The organism is Pectobacterium carotovorum (assembly GCF_900129615.1).
Taxonomy (GTDB): domain Bacteria; phylum Pseudomonadota; class Gammaproteobacteria; order Enterobacterales; family Enterobacteriaceae; genus Pectobacterium; species Pectobacterium carotovorum.
Window position 1 is genome coordinate 117,638 of the sequence record NZ_FQWI01000001.1, and the last position, 25,075, is coordinate 142,712.

At 52.0% G+C, this 25,075-nt stretch carries 20 protein-coding genes and 1 tRNA gene; 16 read left to right on the plus strand and 5 right to left on the minus strand.

The annotated features are described in order from the left end of the window. Positions 1–72 precede the first annotated feature (72 nt). The 3 genes from pepN (at position 73) to BUB06_RS00500 (ending at position 4,691) form a co-directional block, all read left to right on the plus strand. Complete coding sequence (gene pepN / locus BUB06_RS00490) at positions 73–2,688, plus strand: aminopeptidase N (protein WP_039472764.1); 2,616 nt, start codon at positions 73–75, stop codon at positions 2,686–2,688. Positions 2,689–2,891: 203 nt separating this feature from the next. Then, on the plus strand, positions 2,892–3,902 hold the full coding sequence (pyrD, locus tag BUB06_RS00495; RefSeq protein ID WP_010277017.1) for a quinone-dependent dihydroorotate dehydrogenase: 1,011 nt from the start codon (positions 2,892–2,894) through the stop codon (positions 3,900–3,902). A gap of 201 nt (positions 3,903–4,103) precedes the next feature. Next, a complete protein-coding gene (locus BUB06_RS00500) occupies positions 4,104–4,691 on the plus strand; it encodes a cell division protein ZapC (RefSeq protein ID WP_010308830.1) in 588 nt (195 codons plus the stop codon). 64 nt (positions 4,692–4,755) lie between these two features. Here the strand turns inward: BUB06_RS00500 and BUB06_RS00505 are convergent, their stop codons facing one another. Further along, positions 4,756–5,859, minus strand: a complete 1,104-nt coding sequence (locus tag BUB06_RS00505; protein ID WP_039472768.1) for a YcbX family protein — start codon at positions 5,857–5,859, stop codon at positions 4,756–4,758. Between the two features lie 110 nt (positions 5,860–5,969). On the opposite strand from BUB06_RS00505, the gene rlmKL reads away from it, so the two are divergent. The 7 genes from rlmKL (at position 5,970) to BUB06_RS00545 (ending at position 16,038) form a co-directional block, all read left to right on the plus strand. Further along, positions 5,970–8,087, plus strand: a complete 2,118-nt coding sequence (gene rlmKL, locus BUB06_RS00510) for a bifunctional 23S rRNA (guanine(2069)-N(7))-methyltransferase RlmK/23S rRNA (guanine(2445)-N(2))-methyltransferase RlmL (protein ID WP_039473339.1) — start codon at positions 5,970–5,972, stop codon at positions 8,085–8,087. A 3-nt stretch (positions 8,088–8,090) separates the two neighbouring features. Then, on the plus strand, positions 8,091–10,019 hold the full coding sequence (locus tag BUB06_RS00515; RefSeq protein ID WP_039472771.1) for an ABC transporter ATP-binding protein: 1,929 nt from the start codon (positions 8,091–8,093) through the stop codon (positions 10,017–10,019). A 95-nt stretch (positions 10,020–10,114) separates the two neighbouring features. Continuing rightward, entirely contained in the window at positions 10,115–11,422 is a 1,308-nt protein-coding gene (gene pqiA, locus BUB06_RS00520; protein WP_072013007.1) for a membrane integrity-associated transporter subunit PqiA, read from the plus strand. Then, positions 11,382–13,049 carry an intermembrane transport protein PqiB gene (gene pqiB, locus BUB06_RS00525; RefSeq protein ID WP_397265047.1) on the plus strand — a complete coding sequence of 556 codons (1,668 nt, stop codon included), beginning with the start codon at positions 11,382–11,384 and terminating at the stop codon, positions 13,047–13,049. Before pqiA ends, pqiB begins: the two co-directional genes overlap by 41 nt. Next, positions 13,049–13,615, plus strand: coding sequence for a membrane integrity-associated transporter subunit PqiC (pqiC, locus tag BUB06_RS00530; RefSeq protein WP_039472776.1), 567 nt, complete (start codon positions 13,049–13,051; stop codon positions 13,613–13,615). Before pqiB ends, pqiC begins: the two co-directional genes overlap by 1 nt. A gap of 303 nt (positions 13,616–13,918) precedes the next feature. Further along, positions 13,919–14,086, plus strand: a complete 168-nt coding sequence (gene rmf / locus BUB06_RS00540) for a ribosome modulation factor (protein ID WP_010276992.1) — start codon at positions 13,919–13,921, stop codon at positions 14,084–14,086. Between the two features lie 392 nt (positions 14,087–14,478). Beyond that, positions 14,479–16,038 (plus strand): methyl-accepting chemotaxis protein, encoded by a 1,560-nt coding sequence (locus BUB06_RS00545; RefSeq protein ID WP_039472781.1) that lies wholly within the window; start codon positions 14,479–14,481, stop codon positions 16,036–16,038. 115 nt (positions 16,039–16,153) lie between these two features. Here BUB06_RS00545 and BUB06_RS00550 read toward each other — a convergent pair. Further along, positions 16,154–16,243 (minus strand) — tRNA-Ser (locus BUB06_RS00550). Positions 16,244–16,522: 279 nt separating this feature from the next. Here BUB06_RS00550 and BUB06_RS00555 point away from each other — a divergent pair. Next, entirely contained in the window at positions 16,523–17,260 is a 738-nt protein-coding gene (locus BUB06_RS00555; RefSeq protein ID WP_039472784.1) for a phosphatase, read from the plus strand. Between the two features lie 61 nt (positions 17,261–17,321). Further along, the gene (locus BUB06_RS00560) at positions 17,322–17,903 is read left to right on the plus strand and encodes a TorD/DmsD family molecular chaperone (RefSeq protein ID WP_039472787.1); all 582 of its coding nucleotides are present in this window, start codon (positions 17,322–17,324) and stop codon (positions 17,901–17,903) included. 57 nt (positions 17,904–17,960) lie between these two features. On the opposite strand, the gene BUB06_RS00565 is transcribed toward BUB06_RS00560, so the two are convergent. The 3 genes from BUB06_RS00565 to mdtH form a co-directional block, all read right to left on the minus strand. Further along, positions 17,961–18,527: a lipoprotein gene (locus BUB06_RS00565; protein WP_010306811.1), complete on the minus strand. Its 567-nt coding sequence runs from the start codon at positions 18,525–18,527 to the stop codon at positions 17,961–17,963. 199 nt (positions 18,528–18,726) lie between these two features. Further along, positions 18,727–19,374 (minus strand): glutaredoxin 2, encoded by a 648-nt coding sequence (gene grxB, locus BUB06_RS00570; RefSeq protein ID WP_039472790.1) that lies wholly within the window; start codon positions 19,372–19,374, stop codon positions 18,727–18,729. 182 nt (positions 19,375–19,556) lie between these two features. Further along, a complete protein-coding gene (mdtH, locus tag BUB06_RS00575; protein WP_010306805.1) occupies positions 19,557–20,762 on the minus strand; it encodes a multidrug efflux MFS transporter MdtH in 1,206 nt (401 codons plus the stop codon). A gap of 315 nt (positions 20,763–21,077) precedes the next feature. On the opposite strand from mdtH, the gene rimJ reads away from it, so the two are divergent. The 4 genes from rimJ (at position 21,078) to murJ (ending at position 24,994) form a co-directional block, all read left to right on the plus strand. After that, positions 21,078–21,662, plus strand: coding sequence for a ribosomal protein S5-alanine N-acetyltransferase (rimJ, locus tag BUB06_RS00580; RefSeq protein WP_010306801.1), 585 nt, complete (start codon positions 21,078–21,080; stop codon positions 21,660–21,662). A gap of 9 nt (positions 21,663–21,671) precedes the next feature. After that, the gene (locus tag BUB06_RS00585; RefSeq protein ID WP_039472793.1) at positions 21,672–22,310 is read left to right on the plus strand and encodes a YceH family protein; all 639 of its coding nucleotides are present in this window, start codon (positions 21,672–21,674) and stop codon (positions 22,308–22,310) included. 25 nt (positions 22,311–22,335) lie between these two features. After that, the gene (locus tag BUB06_RS00590; protein ID WP_039472796.1) at positions 22,336–23,331 is read left to right on the plus strand and encodes a Gfo/Idh/MocA family protein; all 996 of its coding nucleotides are present in this window, start codon (positions 22,336–22,338) and stop codon (positions 23,329–23,331) included. Positions 23,332–23,458: 127 nt separating this feature from the next. Then, complete coding sequence (murJ, locus tag BUB06_RS00595; protein WP_010306786.1) at positions 23,459–24,994, plus strand: murein biosynthesis integral membrane protein MurJ; 1,536 nt, start codon at positions 23,459–23,461, stop codon at positions 24,992–24,994. The last annotated feature ends 81 nt before the right edge of the window (positions 24,995–25,075 follow it).

Consider the following 25,075-nt stretch of genomic DNA (forward strand, 5'->3'; position numbering starts at 1 on the left):
TTTGTCGTGGTAACATTAAGATAACAGGCTTAGACTTGATCTTTGATGCTTATGACGAGGTGGAAACTTTATATGAATCAACAGCCGCAAATAAAATATCGCCATGACTACCGTGCGCCGGATTACACCATTACCGACATTGCACTGGATTTCGATCTTCATGCTGAAAAAACTCACGTAAAAGCCGTTAGTCAGGTGGTGTTGCAGGGGGACGCTGGCGCGCCGTTGAAGCTGAATGGAGAAGGGCTGAAGCTGGTTAGCCTGAGCGTTGATGGTCAGCCGTGGACACATTATCAGCAGCAGGACGATGGCCTGATTCTGACGCAATTACCCGCACGTTTTACGCTCAGCATCGAAACGGAAATCAATCCTGCCGCCAATAGCGCGCTGGAAGGGCTATATCAATCAGGCGAAGCACTGTGTACGCAGTGTGAGGCCGAAGGATTCCGCCACATTACTTATTATCTCGACCGACCGGATGTGCTGGCGAAATTCACGACGCGCATCACGGCGGATAAAGCTCGCTATCCTTATTTACTCTCTAACGGTAATCGTATTGCACAAGGAGAGCTGGAAGGCGGTCGCCACTGGATTGAATGGCAGGATCCGTTCCCGAAACCGGCTTATCTGTTTGCGCTGGTTGCCGGCGATTTTGATGTGCTTCAGGATCGCTTTACGACACGTTCTGGTCGCGATGTGGCGTTGGAGCTGTACGTTGACCGTGGCAACCTCGATCGGGCTGGCTGGGCGATGACCTCGCTGAAGAATTCGATGAAGTGGGACGAAGAGCGTTTCGGTCTGGAATACGATCTCGACATCTATATGATCGTCGCCGTTGATTTCTTCAACATGGGGGCGATGGAAAACAAAGGGCTGAACGTATTCAACTCAAAATACGTGCTGGCCAAGGCAGAAACCGCGACGGATAAAGACTATCTGAATATTGAAGCGGTGATCGGCCATGAATATTTCCACAACTGGACCGGTAACCGCGTCACCTGCCGCGACTGGTTCCAGCTTAGTCTGAAAGAAGGGCTGACGGTGTTCCGCGATCAGGAGTTCAGCTCCGATCTGGGATCGCGTCCGGTGAACCGTATTGATAACGTGCGTGTGATGCGCGGTGCGCAGTTTGCCGAAGATGCCAGCCCGATGTCGCATCCGATTCGTCCCGATCAGGTGATCGAGATGAATAACTTCTACACGCTGACGGTCTATGAAAAGGGATCGGAAGTGATCCGCATGATGCACACCTTATTAGGTGAGGAAAAATTCCAAGCCGGTATTCGTCTGTATTTTGAGCGTCACGATGGCAGCGCGGCGACCTGTGATGATTTCGTGCTGGCGATGGAAGATGCCTCCGGTGTCGATCTCACACAGTTCCGCCGCTGGTATAGCCAGTCAGGCACGCCAGTTCTGACCGTGCGTGATGATTACGATCCGCAGACGCAACAATATCTGCTGAGCGTGAGCCAAAAGACGCCGATCGGTGCCGACAAACAGCCAAAGCTGCCGCTGCATATTCCGTTGGATATCGAACTGTACGACCCACAAGGGCAGGTCATCCCGCTACAGAAAGACGGCCAACTGCTGGCGTCGGTGCTTAATGTGACCGAATCTGAACAGACGTTCATTTTCGATCAGGTACCTTGCCGCCCGATTCCTTCTTTATTACGTGAGTTCTCTGCGCCGGTAAAACTGAACTATGCCTGGAGCGATGAACAACTGACGTTCCTGATGCGCCACGCAAGCAATGCCTTCTCACGTTGGGATGCGGCACAGAGCCTGCTGGCTAACTATATCCGTCTGAACGTTTCTCGCTATCAGCAGAAACAACCGCTTTCTGTACCGATGCATGTTGTCGATGCTTTCCGTGGCGTGTTGCTGGATGAAAAACTGGATCCGATGCTGGCTTCTCAGATTCTGACATTGCCGAGCGAAAACGAGATTGCCGAGCTATTTGACATCATCGATCCTACGGCTATTGCTGCTGTACGTGAAAGCATGACGCGTACGATGGCAAAAGAGATGACGGATGAGTGGCTGGCGGTATACCACGCGAATCACGCGCCGCAGTATCGTATCGAACATGCGGATATGGGCAAACGCGCGCTACGCAACGTCTGCCTGCATTATCTGGCATTCAGCGATGCGGATCAGGCGGATAAATTGGTGCAGGCGCAGTTCCGTCAGGCGGATAACATGACGGATTCGCTAGCGGCGCTGTCGGCGGCGGTTGAGGCTCAACTGCCCGTGCGTGATGAGCTGCTGACGCAGTTTGATAACCGCTGGCATCAGGATGGCTTGGTCATGGATAAATGGTTTGTGCTGCAAGCCACCAGCCCGGCGGCCGATGTGCTGACCCGCGTGCGTGAACTGCTGCAACACCGTTCATTCAGCCTGAACAACCCTAACCGTCTGCGTTCGCTGGTAGGGGCATTTGCGGCCTCGAATCCCTCGGCTTTCCATGCCGAAGACGGTAGCGGCTATCGCTTCCTGACGGAAATTCTGAGCGACTTGAATACCCGTAATCCGCAGGTCGCGGCACGGGTGATCGAACCGTTGATCCGTCTGAAACGCTATGATGCTAAACGTCAGGCGCAAATGCGTCAGGCGCTGGAGCAGTTGAAGACGTTGGAAAATCTGTCCGGCGATCTGTTCGAGAAAATCAGCAAGGCACTACAAGACTAATCCTGCCACGCTAATTCTTCGGTCACACGCGGTAGCCTGCCGCGTGTGACATTCTCCCTCGCACTAATTTCTTACTTCCGCAAACGTTTTACTTTCCGCAGAGATGGCACTACCATCACCGACCGTGAGTTAAACCGTAATCCACTATTGCTTACTTCCAGCGTAGGCAAGATACCTTTGCGATAGGGATCTCAGGAGACAATATGTTCTATCCCGTTATCAAAAAAGCCCTGTTTCAGCTCGATCCAGAGCGTGCACATGAGCTGACCTTCCAACAATTACGCCGTATTACCAACACGCCTTTTGAATTTCTCGTCCGCCAATCTGTTCCTACTAAACCGGTTACCTGCATGGGGTTATCTTTTAAAAACCCACTCGGTCTAGCGGCGGGATTAGATAAAGACGGCGAATGTATCGATGCGTTAGGCGCAATGGGATTTGGTTTTATTGAAGTGGGGACGGTGACGCCGCGTCCACAATCCGGTAATGACAAACCGAGATTATTCCGCGTAGTGGAAGCGGAAGGATTGATCAACCGGATGGGTTTCAATAATAAAGGCGTGGATTATCTGGTCGAGAATGTAAAGAAAACACGTTTTGGCGGTGTATTAGGGATCAACATCGGCAAGAATAAAGATACGCCGGTTGAGCAAGGTAAAGACGACTATTTGATCTGCATGGATAAGGTTTATCCTCACGCAGGCTATATCGCGATCAACATTTCGTCACCCAATACGCCGGGATTACGCAGCCTGCAATATGGTGAAGCGCTGGACGATCTTTTACTGGCGATAAAGAACAAGCAGACGGAATTAAAAGATAAGCATCAGAAATATGTTCCCGTGGCGGTAAAGATCGCGCCGGATCTTTCTGAAGAAGAATTGATCCAAATTGCCGACAGTCTGGTTCGCCATAACATCGACGGGGTGATTGCCACCAATACGACGCTCGACAGAAAACTGATTCAGGGATTAAACCACTGCGGGCAAACCGGAGGATTAAGTGGACGTCCATTGCAGACAAGCAGCACGGAAATTATCCGCCGTTTGTCACAGGAATTAGCGGGACGTTTGCCAATTATTGGCGTTGGCGGAATTGATTCTCTGGTCGCCGCACGTGAAAAAATGGCGGCTGGCGCGTCGCTGGTACAGATATATTCAGGCTTTATTTTCCATGGTCCTCGCCTGATTAAAGATATCGTTACACATATTTAATCCGAAATGCCTTTCATTTTTAGCTGGGGGTTTATTTATCCCCCCAGCTAGTCTATATTTTATCCGTTTACGTAAATAATCTATCAACCGATGTCTGATCTTCTTACCGCAACGTTTATGACGATGAACTGTTATTGCAATGTGAGAAAACACAATCAGCCATTTCTGATATTTCTACTGTGAAGGCGAAGGGTAAATAATATGAAGTTAAAACCTGACGATAACTGGCGCTGGTATTTTGATACCGAACACGATCGCCTGATGTTGGATTTGGCTAACGGCATGTTATTCCGTTCTCGTTTTCCATCTAAAATGCTAACGCCGGATGCATTTAATGAATGTGCATTCTGTGTTGACGATGCTGCGCTATTTTTTACCTATAACGACAAATGTCAGAAAGCGGCACTGCACCGTGACCTTCAAGGCGAATTGGTTTTGAATGCACTGGTCGCAAGCCGATTCTTAAAACCGCTTATGCCAAAAAGCTGGCACTTCATCCAACAGCCGGATGCCGTAACGTATTCGCCGCAGGCGGGTGATGTTGTACAGGTACAGCTCACTGAAACTCATGAAACGGCCTGTTTCCTGGTGGCGGAAGCAGGGGATAAAGCCTGTCTCTGTCTGCTGGCGCAAGAACAGCTGTCATTAAGTGGAAAGACCATGGGGCTGGGCGACGCCATAAAAATCATGCACGACAGGCTAATGCCTGCCGTCGTTCAGAATAGAGCTGAGTGGGAAACCGCGTTGGGTGAAGGCACGTCGGCATTTGAGTATGCCAAGGTCGTCTAAACCACTTTGTCATACCGCAAGCTGCATACGTACTGGCTTTTCTTCGACTATTGCAGATGCTTTCTTATTGCAAATGAAGGTCACTCTGCGGAATACAGCTACAGCTAAGAATTTCGCCGTTTTCCCTGATGGCACTCTGCTTCAGCGCGGAAACTTCTCCGCTGACTAACGTCAATTTACAGCAACCGCACAGCCCTGCCCGACAAGAATAGGGGATTCGAATACCCTGTTGCTCCAACTGCTCCAGTAAAATCTGCTGATTATTCCCTTGTAACGATTTTCCCTGATAGTGGATGGTGACGACCTGTTCGCTTTTTTCGGGAACGACAAGGCTTTCGACCACCTGACCAGAACCATAAGGACGCGGCGGTTTGGTTGCTAACACTTCCAATGTGTCGCCTACGCGAATGATGCCCGTATTTCTGGCGACCAGATTTTGCCCAAAATCAACGTCGCCGTTCTCGGCAGTACGGAACGATTGCAGTGTTGCCAGCGGTTCTCCTGACGGGTGCTTACGGCCACGTTCGATGCTGACGGTGGTGAAAATGCAGCGGCTACAGGGTTTGACGACGTCAAAAATAACCTCGCCAATCCGAATGGTCTTCCAACTGTCTTCGGCAAAGGCTTCCGCGCCCGTCACTACTAGATTGGGGCGAAATTGTTCGATTTTAATGCCGGCGGAACAGCGCTGGCGTAGCGCCTGAAATGAGGCATCATTAATTAACAGAAACGGATAGCCGTCGGCAAACGCCAGAGGAACGTCTGGATAATGCTTCACTCGACGCGATGGCTCATTGCCCACCCAACGAAGCTGGACGGTGCGCTGAAAATAGTGGCTTAACCAAACATTGATAGCATCGGGGGCGACGAGTGCAGTGAAGTGCGTTCCCCAGACTTCTGTTGGCTGAGGTGATTCGGTGAAGTCGGCAAAACGAATAGTGGCCGTTTGACCATCCGGCGCGGCAATAAACAATCCATCGGGTAACAAGGCGGGGGTAAATAACACCATCTGCGGATACTGGCGGGCAGTAATAAATGTGCCATCAGGCTCGGTAATCATGAAGGCACGATCGTTCGCCAAACCGCTGACAGACGCCATTGCGTGGGACAGTTGCAGTCCCCGCATCGATTTTACCGGATGAATATAAAGCCGCGTTACGCCAATCACTGACCTGTTCCTTGCCAAAGTAAAACGGCAACTTTATGACAAGCGTCTCGGATTAGCTATAATGCGCCTCAATTTCTTTTATGAATCTATTTTTTGGTGATAGTGACGACATGAATGCTTTGTTTGCCAGTACGGCGCGGGGATTGGAAGAGTTATTAAAAAGCGAACTCGAATCATTGGGTGCGCAGTCCTGTGCGGTTGTGCAGGGCGGTGTCCATTTTGAGGGTGACAATCGCCTGCTGTACCAGAGCCTGCTGTGGAGCCGTCTGGCATCGCGCATTCTGCTGCCGCTGAATGAATTCAAGGTACACAGCGATCTGGATTTGTATCTGGGCGTGCAAGCAATTGACTGGTCAACGATCTTCAGCATCGATAAAACCTTTGCCGTGCATTTTACCGGTACCAATGAAGATATCCGCAACAGCCAGTACGGCGCGTTAAAAGTCAAAGATGCGATTGTGGATAGCTTCACGCGCAAAACCGGGCAGCGTCCAGATGTTGCGAAACAGCAGCCGGATATTCGCGTTAACGTCTTTTTACAGCGTGATATGGCCAGCGTTTCACTGGATTTAAGTGGTGATGGCTTACATCAACGTGGTTACCGCGATCTGGCTGGTCTGGCACCGCTAAAAGAGAATCTGGCTGCGGCGATTGTGTTGCGCTCCGGCTGGCAGAGCGGCACGCCACTGGTCGATCCGATGTGTGGTTCCGGTACGTTGCTGATCGAAGCGGCGATGATCGCGTCCGATCGCGCGCCCGGCTTGCATCGTACGCACTGGGGATTTAACGCCTGGTTAAAGCACGATGCTGAACTGTGGCGGGAGGTGACCGCAGAAGCTCAGGTGCGTGCTCGTCAGGGTTTGCAGGCGACAACGTCGCGCTTCTTCGGATCGGATAACGATCGTCGAGTGATCGAGATCGCCAAAGCTAATGCGCGTCGCGCAGGCGTTGCCGAACTGATTTCTTTCGACGTGAGGGATGCCGCACAGCTAAAAAATCCACTGCCGGAAGGCCCGAAAGGTACGGTTGTCAGCAACCCGCCTTACGGTGAGCGTCTGGAAAGTGAGCCCGCGTTGATCGCTCTGCATAATATGCTGGGTCGCAAGATGAAAAGCGACTTTGGTGGCTGGCAACTCTCTCTGTTCAGCGCATCGCCGGAGCTGCTGAGCTGTCTGCAATTGCGTGCCGAGCGCCAATTCAAGGCGAAAAATGGCCCGCTGGACTGCGTACAGAAAAACTATCAACTGGCGGAAACACCGGGTGGATCTGCGGGGCAAATCGCAGAAGACTTTGCCAACCGTCTACGCAAGAACCTGCGCAAGCTGGAGAAATGGGCGAAGCAGCAGGGGATTGAGTGCTATCGCATCTATGATGCCGATCTGCCTGAATATAATGTGGCGGTTGACCGCTACGGCAGTTGGGTTGTCGTACAAGAGTATGCGCCGCCAAAAACCATTGATGCGCAAAAGGCTCGTCAGCGCCTGTTTGATGTGATCAACGCGACGCTGAGCGTACTGGAATTACCGTCGAACCGTCTGGTGCTGAAAACGCGCGAACGTCAGAAAGGTAAAAATCAGTATGAGAAACTGGCGCAGAAAGGTGACTTCCTCCTGATGGAAGAATTTGGTGCCAAGCTGTGGGTCAACCTGACCGACTACCTCGATACCGGTCTATTCCTCGACCACCGTATCGCTCGTAAAATGCTGGGTGAGATGAGCCGTGGCAAAGATTTTCTCAACCTGTTTGCCTACACCGGCACAGCGAGTGTGCACGCTGGATTAGGCGGCGCACGTTCAACGACCACCGTCGATATGTCACGCACCTATCTGGAATGGGCCGAGAAAAACCTGCGGGTGAATGGCCTGACCGGGCGTCAGCATCGCCTGATTCAGGCGGATTGCCTGTCATGGTTACATAACGCCAATGAACAGTTCGATGTGATCTTCATTGACCCGCCGACCTTCTCCAACTCAAAACGGATGGAAGAGTCGTTTGATGTCCAGCGCGATCATCTGGCGCTGATGAAAGATCTCAAACGCCTGTTACGCCGTGGCGGCACCATCATGTTCTCGAATAATAAACGCGGCTTCCAGATGGATATTGCTGGCCTGACCGTGCTGGGGCTGAACGCCAAAGAAATTACCGCGCAGACCCAATCGCAGGATTTTGCTCGTAATCGTCAAATTCATAACTGCTGGCTGCTGACGCATGCCGGTGAGGAAAAGTAACCGATGTCTTTAATCAGTGTTTCAGGTGCGTGGCTGTCGTTCAGCGATGCGCCGCTGTTGGATAACACCGAACTCCATATCGAAGAAAATGAACGCGTGTGTCTGGTTGGCCGTAATGGTGCGGGCAAATCGACCCTGTTGAAAATTTTGGCCAAAGAAATCCCGCTGGATGACGGTCGTATCACCTATGAACAGGATCTGATTGTCGCACGCCTGCAACAGGATCCCCCGCGTGATGTTGCTGGTAGTGTCTTTGATTTTGTTGCTGAAGGGGTCGCTGCACAGGCGGATCACCTGAAAAACTATCACGCTATGCTGCGTTTGGTAGAAAGCGACCCGAGCGAAAGAAACCTGAATCAGCTGGCTAAGTTGCAGGACGTTCTGGAACATCAGGGTTTGTGGCAACTGGAAAGCCGCATTCACGAAGTGCTGGAACAGCTTGGGCTTGCAGCCGATGCACCGCTGGCTTCACTTTCCGGTGGCTGGCTGCGTAAAGCTGCACTCGGCAGGGCGCTGGTGAGTTCACCGCGTGTGCTGTTGCTGGATGAACCGACCAACCATCTGGATATTGAAACGATTGACTGGCTGGAAACCTTCCTGAAAACGTTCCAGGGCAGCATCATCTTTATCTCCCATGACCGTTCGTTTATTCGCAATATGGCAACCCGCATTGTCGATCTTGACCGCGGCAAGCTGGTTTCCTGGCCGGGTAACTACGATAAGTATCTGGAAGGGAAAGAAGAAGCGCTGCGGGTGGAAGATCTGCAAAATGCGGAATTCGATCGCAAACTGGCTCAGGAAGAAGTGTGGATCCGTCAGGGCATCAAGGCCCGTCGCACCCGTAACGAAGGCCGTGTTCGGGCGCTGAAGGCCATGCGTCAGGAACGTGCGGAGCGCCGTGAAGTGATGGGCTCGGCGAAAATGCAGGTTGAAGAAGCCGCCCGCTCCGGCAAGATTGTGTTTGAGCTGGAAGACGTGAACTATCATGTTGATCAGGGTTCTGTGGGTGAAAAGAAAGTGCTAACGCGCAATTTCTCCGCTCAGGTGCAGCGCGGCGACAAGATTGCATTGGTGGGGCCGAATGGCTGCGGTAAAACCACACTGCTAAAATTGATGTTGGGTGGGTTAGAACCGGTCAGCGGTCGAGTGCACTGTGGCACGAAGCTGGAAGTTGCCTATTTCGATCAGCACCGCGCTGAACTCGATCCAGAACGTACGGTGATGGACAATCTGGCAGAAGGCAAACAGGAAGTGATGGTCAACGGCCGCTCACGTCATGTGCTGGGCTATTTGCAAGACTTCCTGTTCCATCCGAAACGCGCTATGACGCCAGTAAAAGCGCTGTCGGGTGGGGAGCGTAACCGCCTACTGCTGGCGCGTTTGTTCCTCAAACCTAGTAACCTGCTGATTCTTGATGAACCGACCAACGATCTGGACGTGGAAACGCTGGAGTTGCTGGAAGAGTTAATTGAAAGCTATCAGGGAACCGTTCTGCTGGTCAGCCACGATCGTCAGTTCGTCGATAATTCGGTTACTGAATGCTGGATCTTTGAAGGTGAGGGCAAGATTTCTCGCTTCGTCGGCGGGTATTACGATGCGCAACAGCAGCGTGCCACGGCAACGCCACTGCGAACGACGGCCGCTCCGACAGTCACCACGACAACGGCTGCAGCGAGCACCGCACCGTCCGCTAAACGAAGCGCGGGGAAATTGAGTTATAACCAGCAGCGCGAATTAGAGCAACTGCCGCAGCGCCTTGAGCAACTGGAGCAGGAAATTGCGTCGCTGCAGACGCAAATGAATGACGCAGGTTTCTTTAACCGCCCACGCGAAGAGACGCAGCAGGTCTTAAGTGCTCTGGCGGAGGCGGAAAGCGCGCTGGAAACCTGTTTCGAACGTTGGGAAGAGCTGGAAGCACAGAAAAACGGCTAATTCACGTGGTTGTATGACGCCATCAATATGGGGGTAATGACCCGTATTGATGGGGTTTTCAGTCAGAAGCTGACGAATTTTGAAGGAGAGAACGTGTGTGTTCCCATCACGATCGGCATGACTGTAATCTTCAACATGAGCATCACCATGATGACTATATGCTTTGCCCGCAGTGCGACCTGCTGGTGGAGTTACCTGAGCTATTACACGGCCAGAAAGCGACCTGCCCACGTTGTAAAACCGTACTAACCAGTCGCCAGACGGAACCGCGTAAACGGCCTGTTGGCTACGCGGTGAGTGCACTGTTCATGCTATTGCTGGCAAACCTTTTTCCCTTCGTTTCTATGCGCGTGGCGGGCATCACCAGCGAAATTACCCTGATACAAATTCCTAAAGTGATGGTGGCGGAAAACTATGCCAGCGTTGCGACGCTGTTCATGCTTTTTGTCCAACTGGTCCCGGCTTTCAGTATGGCGACCCTCATTCTGCTTTGTCTGCACGCCTCTCTGCCGCTGGCGTTGAAAAAAAGCCTGGGCAAGATGCTGTTTCATCTCAAAAGTTGGGGCATGGCGGAGATTTTCCTGGCTGGCGTGCTGGTCAGCTTTGTCAAACTGATGGCCTATGGCGATATCGGCATCGGCACCAGCTTTATGCCTTTTGTCCTGTTCTGTCTGTTGCAACTGCTGGCTTTCCAAAGCCTCGACCGCCGCTGGCTGTGGAATGACATCGTGCCGCCCCCCGCGCTGCCTGCGCCACCAATTCTGGGGCAAAGCGGGCTATCGCAAGGGCTGCGTTCATGCCCATGCTGCACCGCCATTCTGCCGTCTAACCAGTTAATCTGTCCGCGTTGCCACTCACGCGGACATGCCCGCAAGAAGCACAGCCTGCAATGGACGCTAGCCCTGCTGATTACCTCCATCATGCTCTATATCCCCTCGAATTTGATGCCGATCATGGTGACCGAAGCCTTCGGCGATCGCATGGGATCGACGATCATGTCGGGTGTCGTCCTGCTGTGGGGGATGGGATCTTACCCTGTCGCGCTGGTGATTTTTGTCGCCAGCGTCATGGTGCCATCGCTAAAAATGCTGGCGCTAGGCTGGCTTTGCTGGCAGGCCAATGGCAAAACCAAAAAAACGGAAGACAGCGAGCGGATGCACGTCATCTATGAGATGGTGGAGTTTGTTGGACGCTGGTCGATGATTGATGTGTTCGTTATTGCCGTCCTGTCTGCGATGGTGCGCATCGGTCGCCTGATGAGTATTTATCCCGCCATTGGGGCGGTGCTGTTCGCGGCCGTGGTGATTCTGACCATGTTTGCCGCGATGATGTTTGATCCCCGCTTGTTGTGGGATCGTCGCGATGATGTTCTTCATAAGGAGCCTGCCGTTGGCGAAAGATAACCATGCCATTGCGGATGTAGAAACGATTAAACGCTGGTCGCCGGTCTGGATTGTGCCGATTGTCACGGTACTGATCGGTGCCTGGATACTGTTTTACCATTTCAGCCATCAGGGGCCGCAAATTACGCTGATTACCAGCAACGCCGAAGGCATTGAAGCGGGAAAAACCACCATCAAAAGCCGTAGCGTGGACGTTGGGATCGTAGAAAGCGTCGTGCTGAGTGACGATCTCCATCGGGTGGAGATTAAAGCACGCCTGCATGACGGTATGGATAAACTGCTCAAGCAGGACTCCGCTTTCTGGGTGGTGAAGCCGCAAATTGGTCGCGAAGGGGTGTCCGGTCTGGGGACGCTTTTATCCGGTGCTTACATTGAGCTACAGCCCGGAGCCAGTAAAAATGATAAAAGCGAGTTTACCCTGCTGGATGCACCGCCGCTGGCCTCGCCGGATGCGAAAGGCATCAGGGTGATACTGGACAGTGAGCAGTCTGGGCAGTTGAATGCGGGCGATCCGGTCCTGTTCCGTGGCTATCGGGTGGGATCGGTGGAAACCAGCGAATTCGATCCGAAAGCGCGCAAGATGCGCTATCAACTGTTTATCTCCGCGCCGTATGACGGTCTGGTCACAACCAATGTCCGTTTCTGGAAAGACAGCGGCGTAGCGTTCGATATGTCGGCACAGGGCATGCGTGTCGAAATGGGCTCGCTGACCACGCTGTTCAGCGGTGGCGTCAGCTTTGATGTTCCTGCTGGGTGGGAACTGGGCGATGCGGCCAAGACAATGGCGCAGTATCGACTCTTTGATAGTCAGCGCAGTATTCAGGACTCGCTATACACCGAATATAAAGAGTATCTGCTGTTCTTCAGCGAATCGATCCGCGGTTTACAGGCCGGGGCTCCGGTTGAGTTCCGTGGCATTCGACTGGGCACGGTTGCCGAAGCGCCGTTTTTCCCGCGCAATATGAAGCAGGAACTGGATGATGACTATCGCATTCCGGTGCTGATCCGTATTGAACCCGATCGGTTCGAGAAGAAGATTGGTGGTTCGTTCGACTTTGAACAGCATCTGAAGCAAGCCCAGTCGCTGGGGCTGCGTGCGTCGATGAAGTCGGCTAACCTCCTGACGGGCGCGCTCTATATTGATCTCGATTTTTATCCAAAAGAGAAAGTGGATAAACAGCTGTTCGTTCTGGATGGTTACCCGGTTCTGCCTACGATTGACGGTGGCCTGTCACAGATTCAGCAGAAGCTGATGGCGGTGTTGGATAAGGTGAATAACCTGCCGCTGAACCCGATGGTCAATGAAGCAACGAAGACGCTGACGGAAAGTCAGGCAACGCTGCGCGAAATGCAAAAAACGCTGGCGACGCTGAACAAGCTGACATCGAGCAAAGCGATGCAGGATCTGCCGGAAGATATGCAAAAAACCTTGCTTGAGTTGAATCGCAGCATGAAAGGCTTCCAGCCTGGCTCACCGGCGTATAACAAGATGGTGGCGGATATGCAGCGCTTGGATCAGGTGTTGCGGGAACTACAGCCTGTGCTGCGTACCCTGAACGAGAAAAGTAATGCGTTGGTGTTTGAGGCGTCGGGTAGTCAGGATCCTCAGCCGAAGAGGGCAAAATAATGATGAAAGCATGGACACTGGTTCTGGCGCTGATATTGAGCGCGTGCAGCAGTAGTAATACGCAGAAAACGTACTATCAGTTGCCTACAATCGCGGATACCACTACGACGCAGTCTGCGGTGACTCAGGGGCATCCGCTATGGGTTGAACATGTCAGCGTGGCGGATTACCTCGTCAATGCTGGCTTGGTTTATCAGACTAACGATGTGCAGTATGTCATTGCCAGTAATAACCTGTGGGCCAGCCCGTTGGATCAGCAATTACAGCAGGCGCTGGTGACTAATCTGGGGAATAAACTGCCCGGTTGGGTTGTGACCACGCAGCCGCAGGGAAGCGAACAGGCTGTGCTGAACGTGGCTGTTACGGGCTTTCATGGCCGTTATGATGGCAATGTTATCGTCCGTGGTGAATGGATGCTGACCTATCAGGGAAAAGTGACTAAACGCCCCTTTAGCGTAGTGCTGCCACAAACGGAAGATGGCTATGACGCGCTGGTAAGAACATTGGCGCAAGGCTGGCAGCAGGTTTCCCAGTCGATTGCCCAGCAGGCGGGGACGCTGAAATAACGGTTACGGGTGCTCGGTATTATCCGATCACGGTTTGACATAACTAACGTTCTAAAAAAATCAGGCCTCTAGAGATGTAATGCTGTGATTGCATTACGTTTTTAGAGGTTTTTTATTGTTTTCAATTAGTTAGGTTTTTCGGTTCTTTAACGGGGAAAATTCCTATTTTGGATCACAAATATGACACTGGCGTGAATTTTGCGCCTTGACCTTTGGCGACAGAATCGGTATTGATAGTCTGTGATTGCTTGCAAAGTAATCATTGTTTTCTTTCCACCAGATAAATGATGAGGGAAATAAGGCATGAAGAGACAGAAACGCGATCGCCTGGAACGGGCTCATTCACGTGGTTATCAAGCAGGTATTGTCGGTAGACCAAAGGAATTTTGTCCTTATCAATCAATTAATGCCCGGTCTTACTGGTTGGGAGGCTGGCGAAAAGCCATGGAGGACAGGGCTGTTACCGCTTAGCGCGCCTTGTCATTAGAGGGAACGCCTCCGCTTCTGCGGAGGCTTTTGTTTTTTAGGGGCTAAATCCCCTGATTCTGCATCTTTCTCTGTTCAATCGACACAGAGATCAACTGGCGGAAGCGATCGACAAATGCACGGTCCTCGGATGACGAACCAGGACTGTATTGCTTCTGTAACGTCATTTACGTATTTATTTCGCTTTCGATCATTTTTTGCCAATTTCTTATTCGTTATTGCTCGAATGTGGTTTTAAATTGAGCAAATAAGGTAATTTTTCATTATTTATTGTTAAAAAATCTATCATTACTACCTGGATGGTATGGCTCAAGGCGGCAATGTAGTGTAGTTTTTTGTTCGGAATTTTCTGAAAAGCGGTTAGAGAGAAGAATATCGTGAAATTACGAACCAGAATTGCACTGCTATGCGGTACGACCTTGTTAGGGATGTTAATTTTATCTGCGGTGGCGCTGAATACGCTCTATAACACGATGATGAGCGAACGCACCGGCCAGCTTTCTACGCTGGTTCAACTGGCTCATGCGGCAGCACAAAAGGCATATGACCTTGAGAAAAGTGGTCAGTTGTCACGCGAGGACGCAGAGAAAGAGGCCAAACGGGCAATTAGCAGTTTCCATCAGGACGATCGCTATTTTTTCGTACGCGGCTATACGAATGATGTGAACTACGTGCACCCCAATCCTAAGCGCATTGGCATCGTCGATGCGAATGGCGGTAAAGAAGCGGGAGAACGCTACCGTGCGTCGCTTCAAGGCAATACGATTGGCACGGTGATCGCAGAAGGGACGCGTCCGGGGCAGCAGAATAAAGTTGAGAAACTTTATGCCGTCATTAAATTCGAGCCTTGGGACTGGACGATTGGCTACGGTGACTATATTGACGATATTCAGCAGACGTTCTGGCGCAATGCGCTGATCCTGCTGTCCTTAGGGCTGGTTCTGCTGCTAATCATTTCCGCGTTTGCATGGAATATGTTGCGTACGCTGATGCGCCAGCTTGGCGGCGAGCCGCAATATGCGGTGGAGGTTGTGCGAGAAATCGCGGAAGGCAATTTGCGTGTCGATGTTGAAACGAAGCCGGGCGATCAAACCAGTATTCTTTACGCTATTCGCGCGATGCGTGACAACTTGTCGCATCTGGTTAATCAGGTTCGCAGCAGCACAAACTCCATTGCCACAGCCTCGACGCAGATTGCATCGGGTAACGGCGATTTGTCCGCTCGTACCGAATCGCAGGCCAGCGCTCTGGAACAAACAGCCGCGGCAATGGAACAGCTGACCGCAACAGTGAAACAGAATGCAGATAACGCGCGCTACGCGAATGAACTTGCGGTGTCGGCATCGGATGTGGCGGTGCGTGGTGGGGATGTTGTCAGCCGGGTCGTGGTGACGATGGACTCCATCAGTACATCATCGCGTAAGATTGTGGATATCATTGGCGTTATTGACAGTATCGCTTTCCAGACGAATATTCTGGCGCTGAATGCGGCGGTAGAAGCGGCACGTGCTGGTGAGCAGGGGCGTGGTTTCGCCGTGGTCGCGAGTGAAGTCCGCACGCTGGCGCAGCGCTCTGCATCCGCTGCTCGAGAAATTAAAGGTCTGATTGATGATTCCGTTGCCAAGGTAGGCGAGGGCACGGATTTCGTGAAGCAGGCAGGCGATACCATGAGTGAAGTGGTTGAAAGCGTACACCGCGTCACGTCCATGATGGGCGAGATTAGCGTGGCGAGTGCAGAACAGCGTTCCGGTATTGAACAGGTCAACCTCGCGATATCGCAGATGGATCAGAGTACTGAACAGAATGCGGCACTGGTTGAAGAAGCGCTGGCTGCGGCAAGATCGCTAAACGAGCAGGCGCAGGAGCTGTCACGTACCGTTGAACAATTCCGCGTCGATGAATCCGCAGGCAGCTATCTGGCGCTGGGAGCAAGGTAAGAGGAACAAAACGGCGGGGTTCAGGCATTAATCGAACGCTGCCGCTGCTTCTCATCCGTTCCGACGATACAAAAGAAAACGCCCCTGACTTGCGTCAAAGGCGTTTTCTTTTATATGGCGGTGAGGAAGGGATTCGAACCCTTGATACGTTTTCACGTATACACACTTTCCAGGCGTGCTCCTTCAGCCTCTCGGACACCTCACCGTGGTCTCGCTGTATCGCATAGCAGCGGACGGCGCTAATGTAGGGAAATTGCCGAACAGCGTCAACAAACTTCTGCATTCAATGCGCGCAATTAGCTAAAGTTAACGCAATTTGTTGCTTTGCTCACCGCTTTTCATTCTCACCCTCGCGCATTCCCTCGTCATGCGCCAAAAACTGATGTTTCAGTTGTGTTAATCATGCGTTGTAATTTCGTTCGCTGGCTGCGGAATAGCCCTGAAAATGGTATGCTGATTTGCAAACGTTGACCCAGGAGAACCTATGTATCCCGTCGATTTACATATGCACACCGTTGCCAGTACGCACGCTTACAGTACCCTGCATGATTACATCGCTGAAGCACAACAGAAGAATATCCGCCTGTTCGCCATTACCGATCATGGCCCGGATATGGCGGATGCGCCGCATTATTGGCACTTCATGAACATGCGCGTCTGGCCGCGTCTGGTTGATGGTGTCGGTATCCTGCGCGGTATCGAAGCGAATATTAAAAACACCGAAGGCGATATCGACTGCACTGGCCCCATGTTGGATCAGGTGGATGTGATAATCGCGGGCTTTCATGAGCCAGTTTTTCCACCACAGGATAAAGACACGCATACTACGGCGATGATCGCGACTATGGCACGTGGCGACGCGCATATCATTAGCCATCCCGGTAACCCGAAATTTCCCGTCGATATCCGCGCGATTGCGGAAGCCGCGGCGAAATACAACGTTGCGCTGGAGCTGAATAACTCCTCTTTCATGCATTCACGCCAAGGCAGTGAGCCAAACTGTCGGGCGATCGCGGAAGCCGTGCGTGACGCGGGTGGGTTACTTTCTTTAGGTTCCGATTCCCATATTGCGTTTTCTCTGGGAGACTTTACCCACTGCGAACGCATTTTGCAGGAAGTGAATTTCCCGCAGGATCGGATATTAAACGTAAGCCCTCGGCGCGTGTTGGATTTCCTCGAACAGCGTGGAATGCCGGCTATCGCTGAACTTGCTGATTTGTGACGTTGTCACTCAAAACAATGTCACTTAAAGCATTGTCACTTACAGATAAACAGGATTATGAATGAACGAGTTTTCTATTGTGTGCCGCCTATTGGGCACACTGTTTTATCGCCAGCCGCAGGATCCTTTGCTGACGCCGTTATTCACGCTGATTAAAGACGGGAAACTGGCGCAACACTGGCCGTTAGAGCAGGATGCGTTGTTGGAACGTTTGCAAAAGGGTCTGGATTTGCCCGCAATGGCGGCAGATTATCAGGCGCTGTTCGATAGTGAAAATGGCTCAGTGTCACCGCTGCGTTCGTCCTACGAAAGTGATGCTGATGACGCGGAAATTCGTACCTTTTTGCAACAGCGTGGCATGCCGTTAAATGACGGTGGTGTGGTTGGGCATTTTGGTAGCTTGTTACTTGCCGCATCATGGCTGGAAGATCAGGCACAAGAAGACGAAACGGCGGCACAGATTACCCTGTTTGATGAATATCTCTTACCGTGGAGCGATCGTTTTCTCGGGAAGGTGGAAAGCCACGCCACCACTGCATTTTATCGCACACTGGCGATAGTGTGCCGCGAAGCGCTGGAAGCCATGCGGGATGAGCTGGGCGAAAGCGAAGAAGACGACGACGAGTCTGAAGCAGAAGCGTAATACGGTAGACCGACGATGCCGATAGCAAACATTGAGTATGCTATCGGCGAGTCAGCGTTAGTCAGTAAACAGGATAACGATCTGGCCGGGTTTGATTTCGATGCCTTTCGCCATCTTCTTCGCCATCGACTCCGTTGTGCTCTTATCCGCATTCAGCACGTAAGCTGGCTTTTGGTCAAAATAGCTTTTTAGCGATTGATTAAGATACGGGCTTAGCGTTTTCATTACCGTCTGCATTTTTTCCGGCTGTACGGTGTAATCAACCAGTTCCATGTCTTTCAGGTAAATCGCGCCCTGCGCTTTATCAAATACCGGCTGTGCTTTCAGCGTAAGCTTCATGTCGGCAGCCTGATTGCCCAACAGGGACGAAATATCGACTTTCGCATTGCCCGTCAGGGTAACTTTTCCCGGTTCTGCCCGACCGATCTGGCTAGATAGCTCGGTCAACACGATATGGGCATCCACTACGCCAGGCACGCCCAGCTGTTTCTGATAATCATTGTGTTTTTGCAGGTACTCATTCACTTCCTGCTCACTGAGCGTGTATTGCGTGAGTTTGTTACAGCCGCTGAGTGTAAAAGCCAGCAGCACTGCGGCCGCTGCCATCCATCCTGATTTTTTCATTATTCTGACCTCTTGGTACTATTTACGCGCACAATTCATTCCTACGGTTGTCTATTCACATGAACGATCTCTTTATGTGAACAATCAACACGATTCTGCACGGGCAGCGTGCGCCTGATGCGCAGGGTAAACAATAGGATAGCACTGAAATGGCCGATGATGCCGCTTCAGAACGAAGCGGCGGAGTAAAACTAAACGGTTAGATTGCCAGACTGCTGAGTAGTGTTACCTGAGTCTGTTTCGCCATGTTATCCCGATAATCCGCAACGCGGGAAGGAGGGGTAACTCCCGCAACGATGGACAACGAGCGGAGCAACGGGAAGAGGTTGATGTCGTCCGTTGATAGCACGCCGTTACAGGCATTTGGTTGAACAATTAGCGGATCCAGATCCTGTAAGTCGTTGTTCAATTTCTTAATCAGCCCCTGTGAATGACTCAGATGGTCAGCGAAATTGCCTAGCTGGGCTTCCTTCTTATTGACGAAATAGTGTCGGGCGGAAGCGGAGGCAAATTCTTCAAAGGCCGCCTGAGCAAAGCGGGGGATAATCAGGCGCGGCGTATACTCGGTGACTTTACGCAGCCAGGCGGCGATGGCCGGATTGGTTGAGCCAGTCAGTAGCGGTTTGCGGTCGTAATGATCGATGTAATGAACGATGTCCATGCTTTCTGGCATGTAGCTGCCATCGTCTTTTTGCAGAATGGGCACCATTTTCTGGCCGATCAATCTCTCTGGCGTTGCAGCATCATCGTTCGCCAGTATTTGCAGTTCAACAGGGAGATTTTTCAGGCCGAAGATCATGCGCGCTTTAACGCAGTAGGGACAGTGATCGTAAATGTAGAGCTTCATACATCGTCTCCTAAATCACAGGTTGTAGACAAAGGCCGCAGGGCGGCCCAGCGTGTAACCCATCATCAAACAAAATAAGCCGAGTGTGCGAGAAGGCCCGCGACGATAACAATTGTTTGAATGTATTAGGAAAGTATAGGAGGGCTTTACCGACGAGATCAAACTCGCCGGTAAAATTCAGACTAATGACCACCCAGCATCGCGGGTTCAATGCGGCGTTGGTTGAACTGCCAATACAGTGCGGCTAACGTCAGGAACCCGATAGTGCCTAGCATGAACCACGGTAGTTCAGGCTGATTCAGCGCGTGTCCGGTATCGAATAACCAGCCGCCGCCGCTGTAACCAATCGCGCCACCGAGCGCCAACCCAAGTCGACTGAAACCCATATAGCTGCCTCTGGCTCTGGAGTCTGCCAGCGAAGCGCTCAAGGTTTCACGCGCAGGTTCGGCAATAATCGAACCTACGTAAAACAGGCTGATCAGCAGCAGCAGGGTTTGCAGCTCCGTTGTCATCCCGATCGGGAACATACTGACGGACATAATGAAAAGGCCTGCCATCAGACGTTGTTCCAACCGGAAGCGCTTCTCGCTCCAGCGGGCGATAGGGTACAGCAGCGTTAGCGACAGCCCCGCTTCAATGGCGTACATCCATTTCACAGCAGACGGCGTTCCGGAGATTTCGTTGACCATAATGGGCAACATCAATAGAACCTGCACGGCCAACATGTAGTAGCCCGTCAGCGTTAACACATACATCAGGAAACGGCGGTCGCGAATGACACGTGTCAGACCTTCCAGTATTGGCGTCTTGACCGTCGAGATCCGATAGGCCGGCAGCAGCCAGGCATTGAGTGCAGCGGCAAGCACAAAGATGACCGCGCCCGCCCAGCAGACGATCTCGAAATCATACTGGAGCAGCCAGCTACCGATAAGGGCACCGATAACGGCACCAGCGCTGTCCTGCATCATCAACAGAGAGTAAAAACGGCCACGTTCCTGCGGACGAACCAGTTTGATGACCAGTGCGGTACGCGGCGGATCGAATAGCGTGCCGCCAAGGCCGGATAGCGCACAAGACAACCAGAGCAACCAGGGTTCATCGGCAATTGCCATGAACACAAAACCGGAGGCACGCAGCAGCATCCCGGTAATAATCATCGGTTTGGCACCAAAACGGTCAGCAATGGCCCCGCCGAAAATACCGAGCCCTTGCTGAATAAACTGGCGCAATCCCAATGCGATACCGACTAATAATGCGGCCCAGCCGAGATCGTCGACAAAACGAATGGAAATAAGGGGAAAGACAACGAAGAATCCCAAAACCACCAGCATATTATCGAGTAATAGAAAATATTTACCCAAGCTCCGAGCTTGCGACATCAGAGGCATGTTTCACCACAACGAAGAAAGGAGGAAAATAACAGACGTGACTATTTTGTACTCTAATTCGACTTTGGTATAGCCTATTGTTGGATAATATTTTTTTATCGATTTAACGTTATGCGAGTAGCATTTCGGCGAGAAAAAATGGCTTTCCTGATTCAACTGCGCAATAACTCGGCGACGGGGATTTTACGTCTCTGAATTTATGTGGTTATAGTAAGGATTATCGGAAATACCGATATATTCTGCTTGTACAGAGTAGTTACTTTTTCAGCGGCGATGAATTTTACTTATCGATAACATGGAGAGGCAGGGGGAAAAATGTTTGGCTACCGTTCAACGCCAGCAAGAGTGCAATTGACAACTGACAGGCTGGTGGTGCGTCTGGCCCATGAACGCGATGCATGGCGTCTGGCCGAATACTATTCTGAAAACCGTGATTTTCTTAAGCCGTGGGAACCCGTGAGAGACGCGAGCCATTGCTATCCATCAGGCTGGCAGGCGCGGCTGAGCGTGATTAACGATATGCACAAACAGGGCAGCGCTTATTACTTCCTCCTGTTGGATCAGAATGAAAACGAAGTGTACGGCGTGGCGAATTTCAGCAACGTACTGCGGGGATCGTTTCACGCGTGCTATCTGGGCTATTCACTCGGCCAAAAATGGCAGGGGCAGGGGCTGATGTATGAAGCGCTGCAACCGGCAGTACGTTATATGCAGCGTCAGCAGCATATGCATCGCATCATGGCTAATTATATGCCGCATAACCAGCGTAGTGGGAATTTACTGGCGCGTTTGGGGTTTGAACGTGAAGGCTATGCGAAGAATTATCTGCTCATTGATGGCAAATGGCAGGATCATGTATTAACCGCGCTGACCAACGCCGAGTGGAAGTCTCCGCGTTAAGGAAGAATGATGAAATACCAATTGGATGCTCGTGAAGCCCGCGTGATTGGTTGCATGCTGGAAAAGCAGATCACTACGCCGGATCAATATCCGATGTCGTTAAACGGTATCACCACGGCCTGTAATCAAAAAACCAACCGAGAGCCCGTGATGGAACTGAGCGAAAGCGAGGTTCAGCAAACGCTGGATTTACTCGTGAAGAAGCATTTCCTGCGCACGCTCAGCGGGTTTGGTAATCGAGTGGTGAAGTATGAACATCGTTTTTGCAATTCTGAGTTTGGTGACCTGAAACTCTCACCTGCGGAAGTGGCGCTGGTGACGACGCTGCTGCTGCGCGGTCCGCAGACGCCGGGCGAATTGCGTACGCGTGCGGCCCGATTGTATGAATTTTCAGATGTCGGTGAAGCCGAGTCTACCCTTGAACAGTTGCAACAGCGTGAGGATGGGCCATTTGTCGTCCGGCTGGCACGTGAAGCAGGGAAACGAGAAAGCCGCTATCAGCATCTTTTCAGCGGCGAGGTCAGTGATGCTGCCGCTCCCGAAGCGGACAGCGCAAGTGACAATTCACCGCTGGCTGAGCGCGTTGAGACGTTAGAAAAAGAGGTTGCTGAACTCAAACGCCAGCTTGCCGCGCTGTTAGCGCAATGAATCTGTATCAGGGAGAAAACGCGTTATGAAACCTCAGTTTACGTCTGCGGAACGTGTTGCAGAACATAGCATTTCAGAAAATAGTATTTCAGAACGGAGCGTCTCCGCCCGACGTCCCCGTATCGGCGTCGTTGGGCTGGGATCCATCGCGCAGAAAGCCTATTTGCCGATTCTCAGTCAGGCTGAGGGCTGGGAACTGGTCGGCGCGTTTTCTCCCGATTGGCAAAAGACGCAGCGAATTTGTCAGCACTATCGGATGACGAGTTTCTCGGCGTTGGATGAACTGGCAGCACAGTGCGATGCGGTCTTCATTCATAGCAGCACTGCCAGCCATTTTTCCGTTGTGAGCCAACTGCTTAACGCGGGTGTCGATGTCTATGTGGATAAACCGCTGGCAGAGACGCTTGAGCAGGCGGAAGCGCTGGTCGAATTGGCGGCGCAACAACAAAAAATTCTGATGGTTGGCTTTAATCGCCGTTTCGCACCGTGCTATCAGCAGCTAAAGCAACGCTTGGATCAGCCAGCATCTTTGCGCATGGATAAACACCGTATTAATGGCGTTGGGCCGCAGGATGTCCGTTTTACTCTGCTCGACGATTATCTGCACGTGGTGGATACCGCACTCTGGCTGGCGGGCGGCGATGCTCAACTGATTGATGGCGTGTTGCATGCGAATGCGGATGGCCAATTGCTGTATGCCGAGCACCATTTCCAGAGCGGCGGCTGTCAAGTGACGACCAGCATGCATCGTCATGCGGGAAGCCAGCGGGAATGGGTTCAGGCCGTCACTCAGGGGGGGCTCTATCAGGTGGATGAGATGCGTGAATGGCGTGAAGATCGCGAAGGAATAACGATCCGCCCGGCCGTACCATCCTGGCAAACCACGCTAGAACAACGCGGATTTGTCGGTGCGGTACAGCATTTCATCGCGGCGATTGAACAACGGAAACCAGTGGAAACATCAGGTAACCAGGCATTGCTGTCCCAGCGAATGATTGAACAATTGCTGGGAAAAAGCTGAAAAGTTCGGCGGTTATGACAATGTTCGGTAGCTATTACACGCGCAATGCGTAGACTAGTCGCACCTCGTAATCAGGATGACCTCAACGGGTTAATAATCGGTCCTGAACCGTTCAGAAAATAATCGGATGAATTTACTTAAATCACTGGCTGCCGTCAGTTCTATGACCATGCTATCGCGCGTTTTAGGGTTTGTGCGCGATGCAATCGTCGCCCGTATTTTTGGTGCAGGTATGGCGACGGATGCCTTCTTTGTGGCGTTCAAGCTGCCTAACCTGCTCCGACGAATTTTCGCGGAAGGCGCGTTTTCACAGGCTTTTGTGCCGATTCTGGCCGAATACAAAAGTCAGCAGGGCGACGAAGCTACGCGGACGTTCCTCGCTTATGTTTCCGGTATGCTGACGCTGATTCTGGCGTTAGTCACCGTGGCGGGGATGGTCGCCGCACCGTGGGTTATCATGGTGACTGCTCCCGGTTTTGCCGCGACGCCAGAGCGCTTTGAACTTACCTCGGATCTCTTAAGAGTCACGTTTCCCTACATCCTGCTGATCTCGCTGACCTCTATGGTCGGTTCGGTGCTAAATACCTGGAACCGTTTCTCGGTGCCTGCGTTTGCACCGACATTGCTTAACGTCAGCATGATTGGTTTCTCGCTGTTTGCCGCCCCGTATTTTAATCCACCGGTGATGGCGCTGGCCTGGGCGGTATTGGTTGGCGGTTTACTGCAACTCGGCTATCAGCTACCGCATCTGAAAAAGATTGGCATGCTGGTATTGCCGCGTTTGAAGTGGCGTGACCCGAGCGTCTGGCGAGTTATGAAGCTGATGGGGCCTGCGGTTCTAGGCGTCTCGGTGAGCCAGATTTCGCTCATCATCAACACCATTTTTGCTTCCTTCCTCAGCGAAGGAGCGGTGTCATGGATGTATTACGCCGACCGCCTGATGGAGTTTCCTTCCGGTGTACTGGGTGTGGCGTTAGGGACGATCCTGCTCCCGTCGCTGGCGAAGAGTTTTGCCAGTGGCAATCATGATGAATACTCCCGTCTGATGGATTGGGGGCTCCGCCTGTGTTTCCTGTTGGCGCTGCCGAGCGCGGTGGCATTAGGCATTTTGGCTAAGCCCTTAACCGTGTCGCTGTTCCAGTACGGAAAATTTAGCGCCTTTGATGCGCTGATGACCCAGCGTGCGCTGATTGCCTACTCGGTCGGGCTGATGGGATTGATTGTCGTCAAAGTGTTAGTGCCTGGCTTTTATTCCCGGCAGGATATCAAGACGCCAGTCAAAATAGCGATAGTCACTCTGATCCTGACGCAAGTTATGAACCTGATCTTTATCGGACCGCTACAACATGCGGGTCTGGCGTTGTCTATCGGTCTAGCCTCCTGCCTGAATGCCGGACTGCTGTATTGGCAACTGCGTAAGCAGGATATTTTCCAGCCGCTGCCGGGGTGGCGGGGGTTTCTGGTTCGCCTGTTGACGGCAGTTATTGTGATGTCGCTGGTTTTGTTGGGCATGCTGTGGTGGATGCCCGCGTGGGATGACGGCAATATGACGATGCGAATCCTGCGCTTGTTGCTGGTCGTGGTCGCAGGGGCGGGTTCCTATTTTGCCACGCTGGCGCTGTTGGGATTCCGTCCCCGGGATTTTGCCCGCCGTAGCGTGTGACAACGCGACGCCATTCGGAATAAAAAACGTAGGGATCGTTTTTCAACCTTGCACAGCAACGGCCCTCAGGGTGACGGACAA

Excerpts from the sequence above, each read along its gene's own strand:
- pepN (WP_039472764.1), top strand. The coding sequence starts at position 73 with ATGAATCAACAGCCGCAAATAAAATATCGCCATGACTACCGTGCGCCG.
- pyrD (WP_010277017.1), top strand. The coding sequence starts at position 2,892 with ATGTTCTATCCCGTTATCAAAAAAGCCCTGTTTCAGCTCGATCCAGAG.
- BUB06_RS00500 (WP_010308830.1), top strand. The coding sequence starts at position 4,104 with ATGAAGTTAAAACCTGACGATAACTGGCGCTGGTATTTTGATACCGAA.
- rlmKL (WP_039473339.1), top strand. The coding sequence starts at position 5,970 with ATGAATGCTTTGTTTGCCAGTACGGCGCGGGGATTGGAAGAGTTATTA.
- BUB06_RS00515 (WP_039472771.1), top strand. The coding sequence starts at position 8,091 with ATGTCTTTAATCAGTGTTTCAGGTGCGTGGCTGTCGTTCAGCGATGCG.
- pqiB (WP_397265047.1), top strand. The coding sequence starts at position 11,382 with ATGATGTTCTTCATAAGGAGCCTGCCGTTGGCGAAAGATAACCATGCC.
- pqiC (WP_039472776.1), top strand. The coding sequence starts at position 13,049 with ATGATGAAAGCATGGACACTGGTTCTGGCGCTGATATTGAGCGCGTGC.
- rmf (WP_010276992.1), top strand. The coding sequence starts at position 13,919 with ATGAAGAGACAGAAACGCGATCGCCTGGAACGGGCTCATTCACGTGGT.
- BUB06_RS00555 (WP_039472784.1), top strand. The coding sequence starts at position 16,523 with ATGTATCCCGTCGATTTACATATGCACACCGTTGCCAGTACGCACGCT.
- BUB06_RS00560 (WP_039472787.1), top strand. The coding sequence starts at position 17,322 with ATGAACGAGTTTTCTATTGTGTGCCGCCTATTGGGCACACTGTTTTAT.
- BUB06_RS00565 (WP_010306811.1), bottom strand. The coding sequence starts at position 18,527 with ATGAAAAAATCAGGATGGATGGCAGCGGCCGCAGTGCTGCTGGCTTTT.
- grxB (WP_039472790.1), bottom strand. The coding sequence starts at position 19,374 with ATGAAGCTCTACATTTACGATCACTGTCCCTACTGCGTTAAAGCGCGC.
- mdtH (WP_010306805.1), bottom strand. The coding sequence starts at position 20,762 with ATGCCTCTGATGTCGCAAGCTCGGAGCTTGGGTAAATATTTTCTATTA.
- rimJ (WP_010306801.1), top strand. The coding sequence starts at position 21,078 with ATGTTTGGCTACCGTTCAACGCCAGCAAGAGTGCAATTGACAACTGAC.
- BUB06_RS00585 (WP_039472793.1), top strand. The coding sequence starts at position 21,672 with ATGAAATACCAATTGGATGCTCGTGAAGCCCGCGTGATTGGTTGCATG.
- BUB06_RS00590 (WP_039472796.1), top strand. The coding sequence starts at position 22,336 with ATGAAACCTCAGTTTACGTCTGCGGAACGTGTTGCAGAACATAGCATT.
- murJ (WP_010306786.1), top strand. The coding sequence starts at position 23,459 with ATGAATTTACTTAAATCACTGGCTGCCGTCAGTTCTATGACCATGCTA.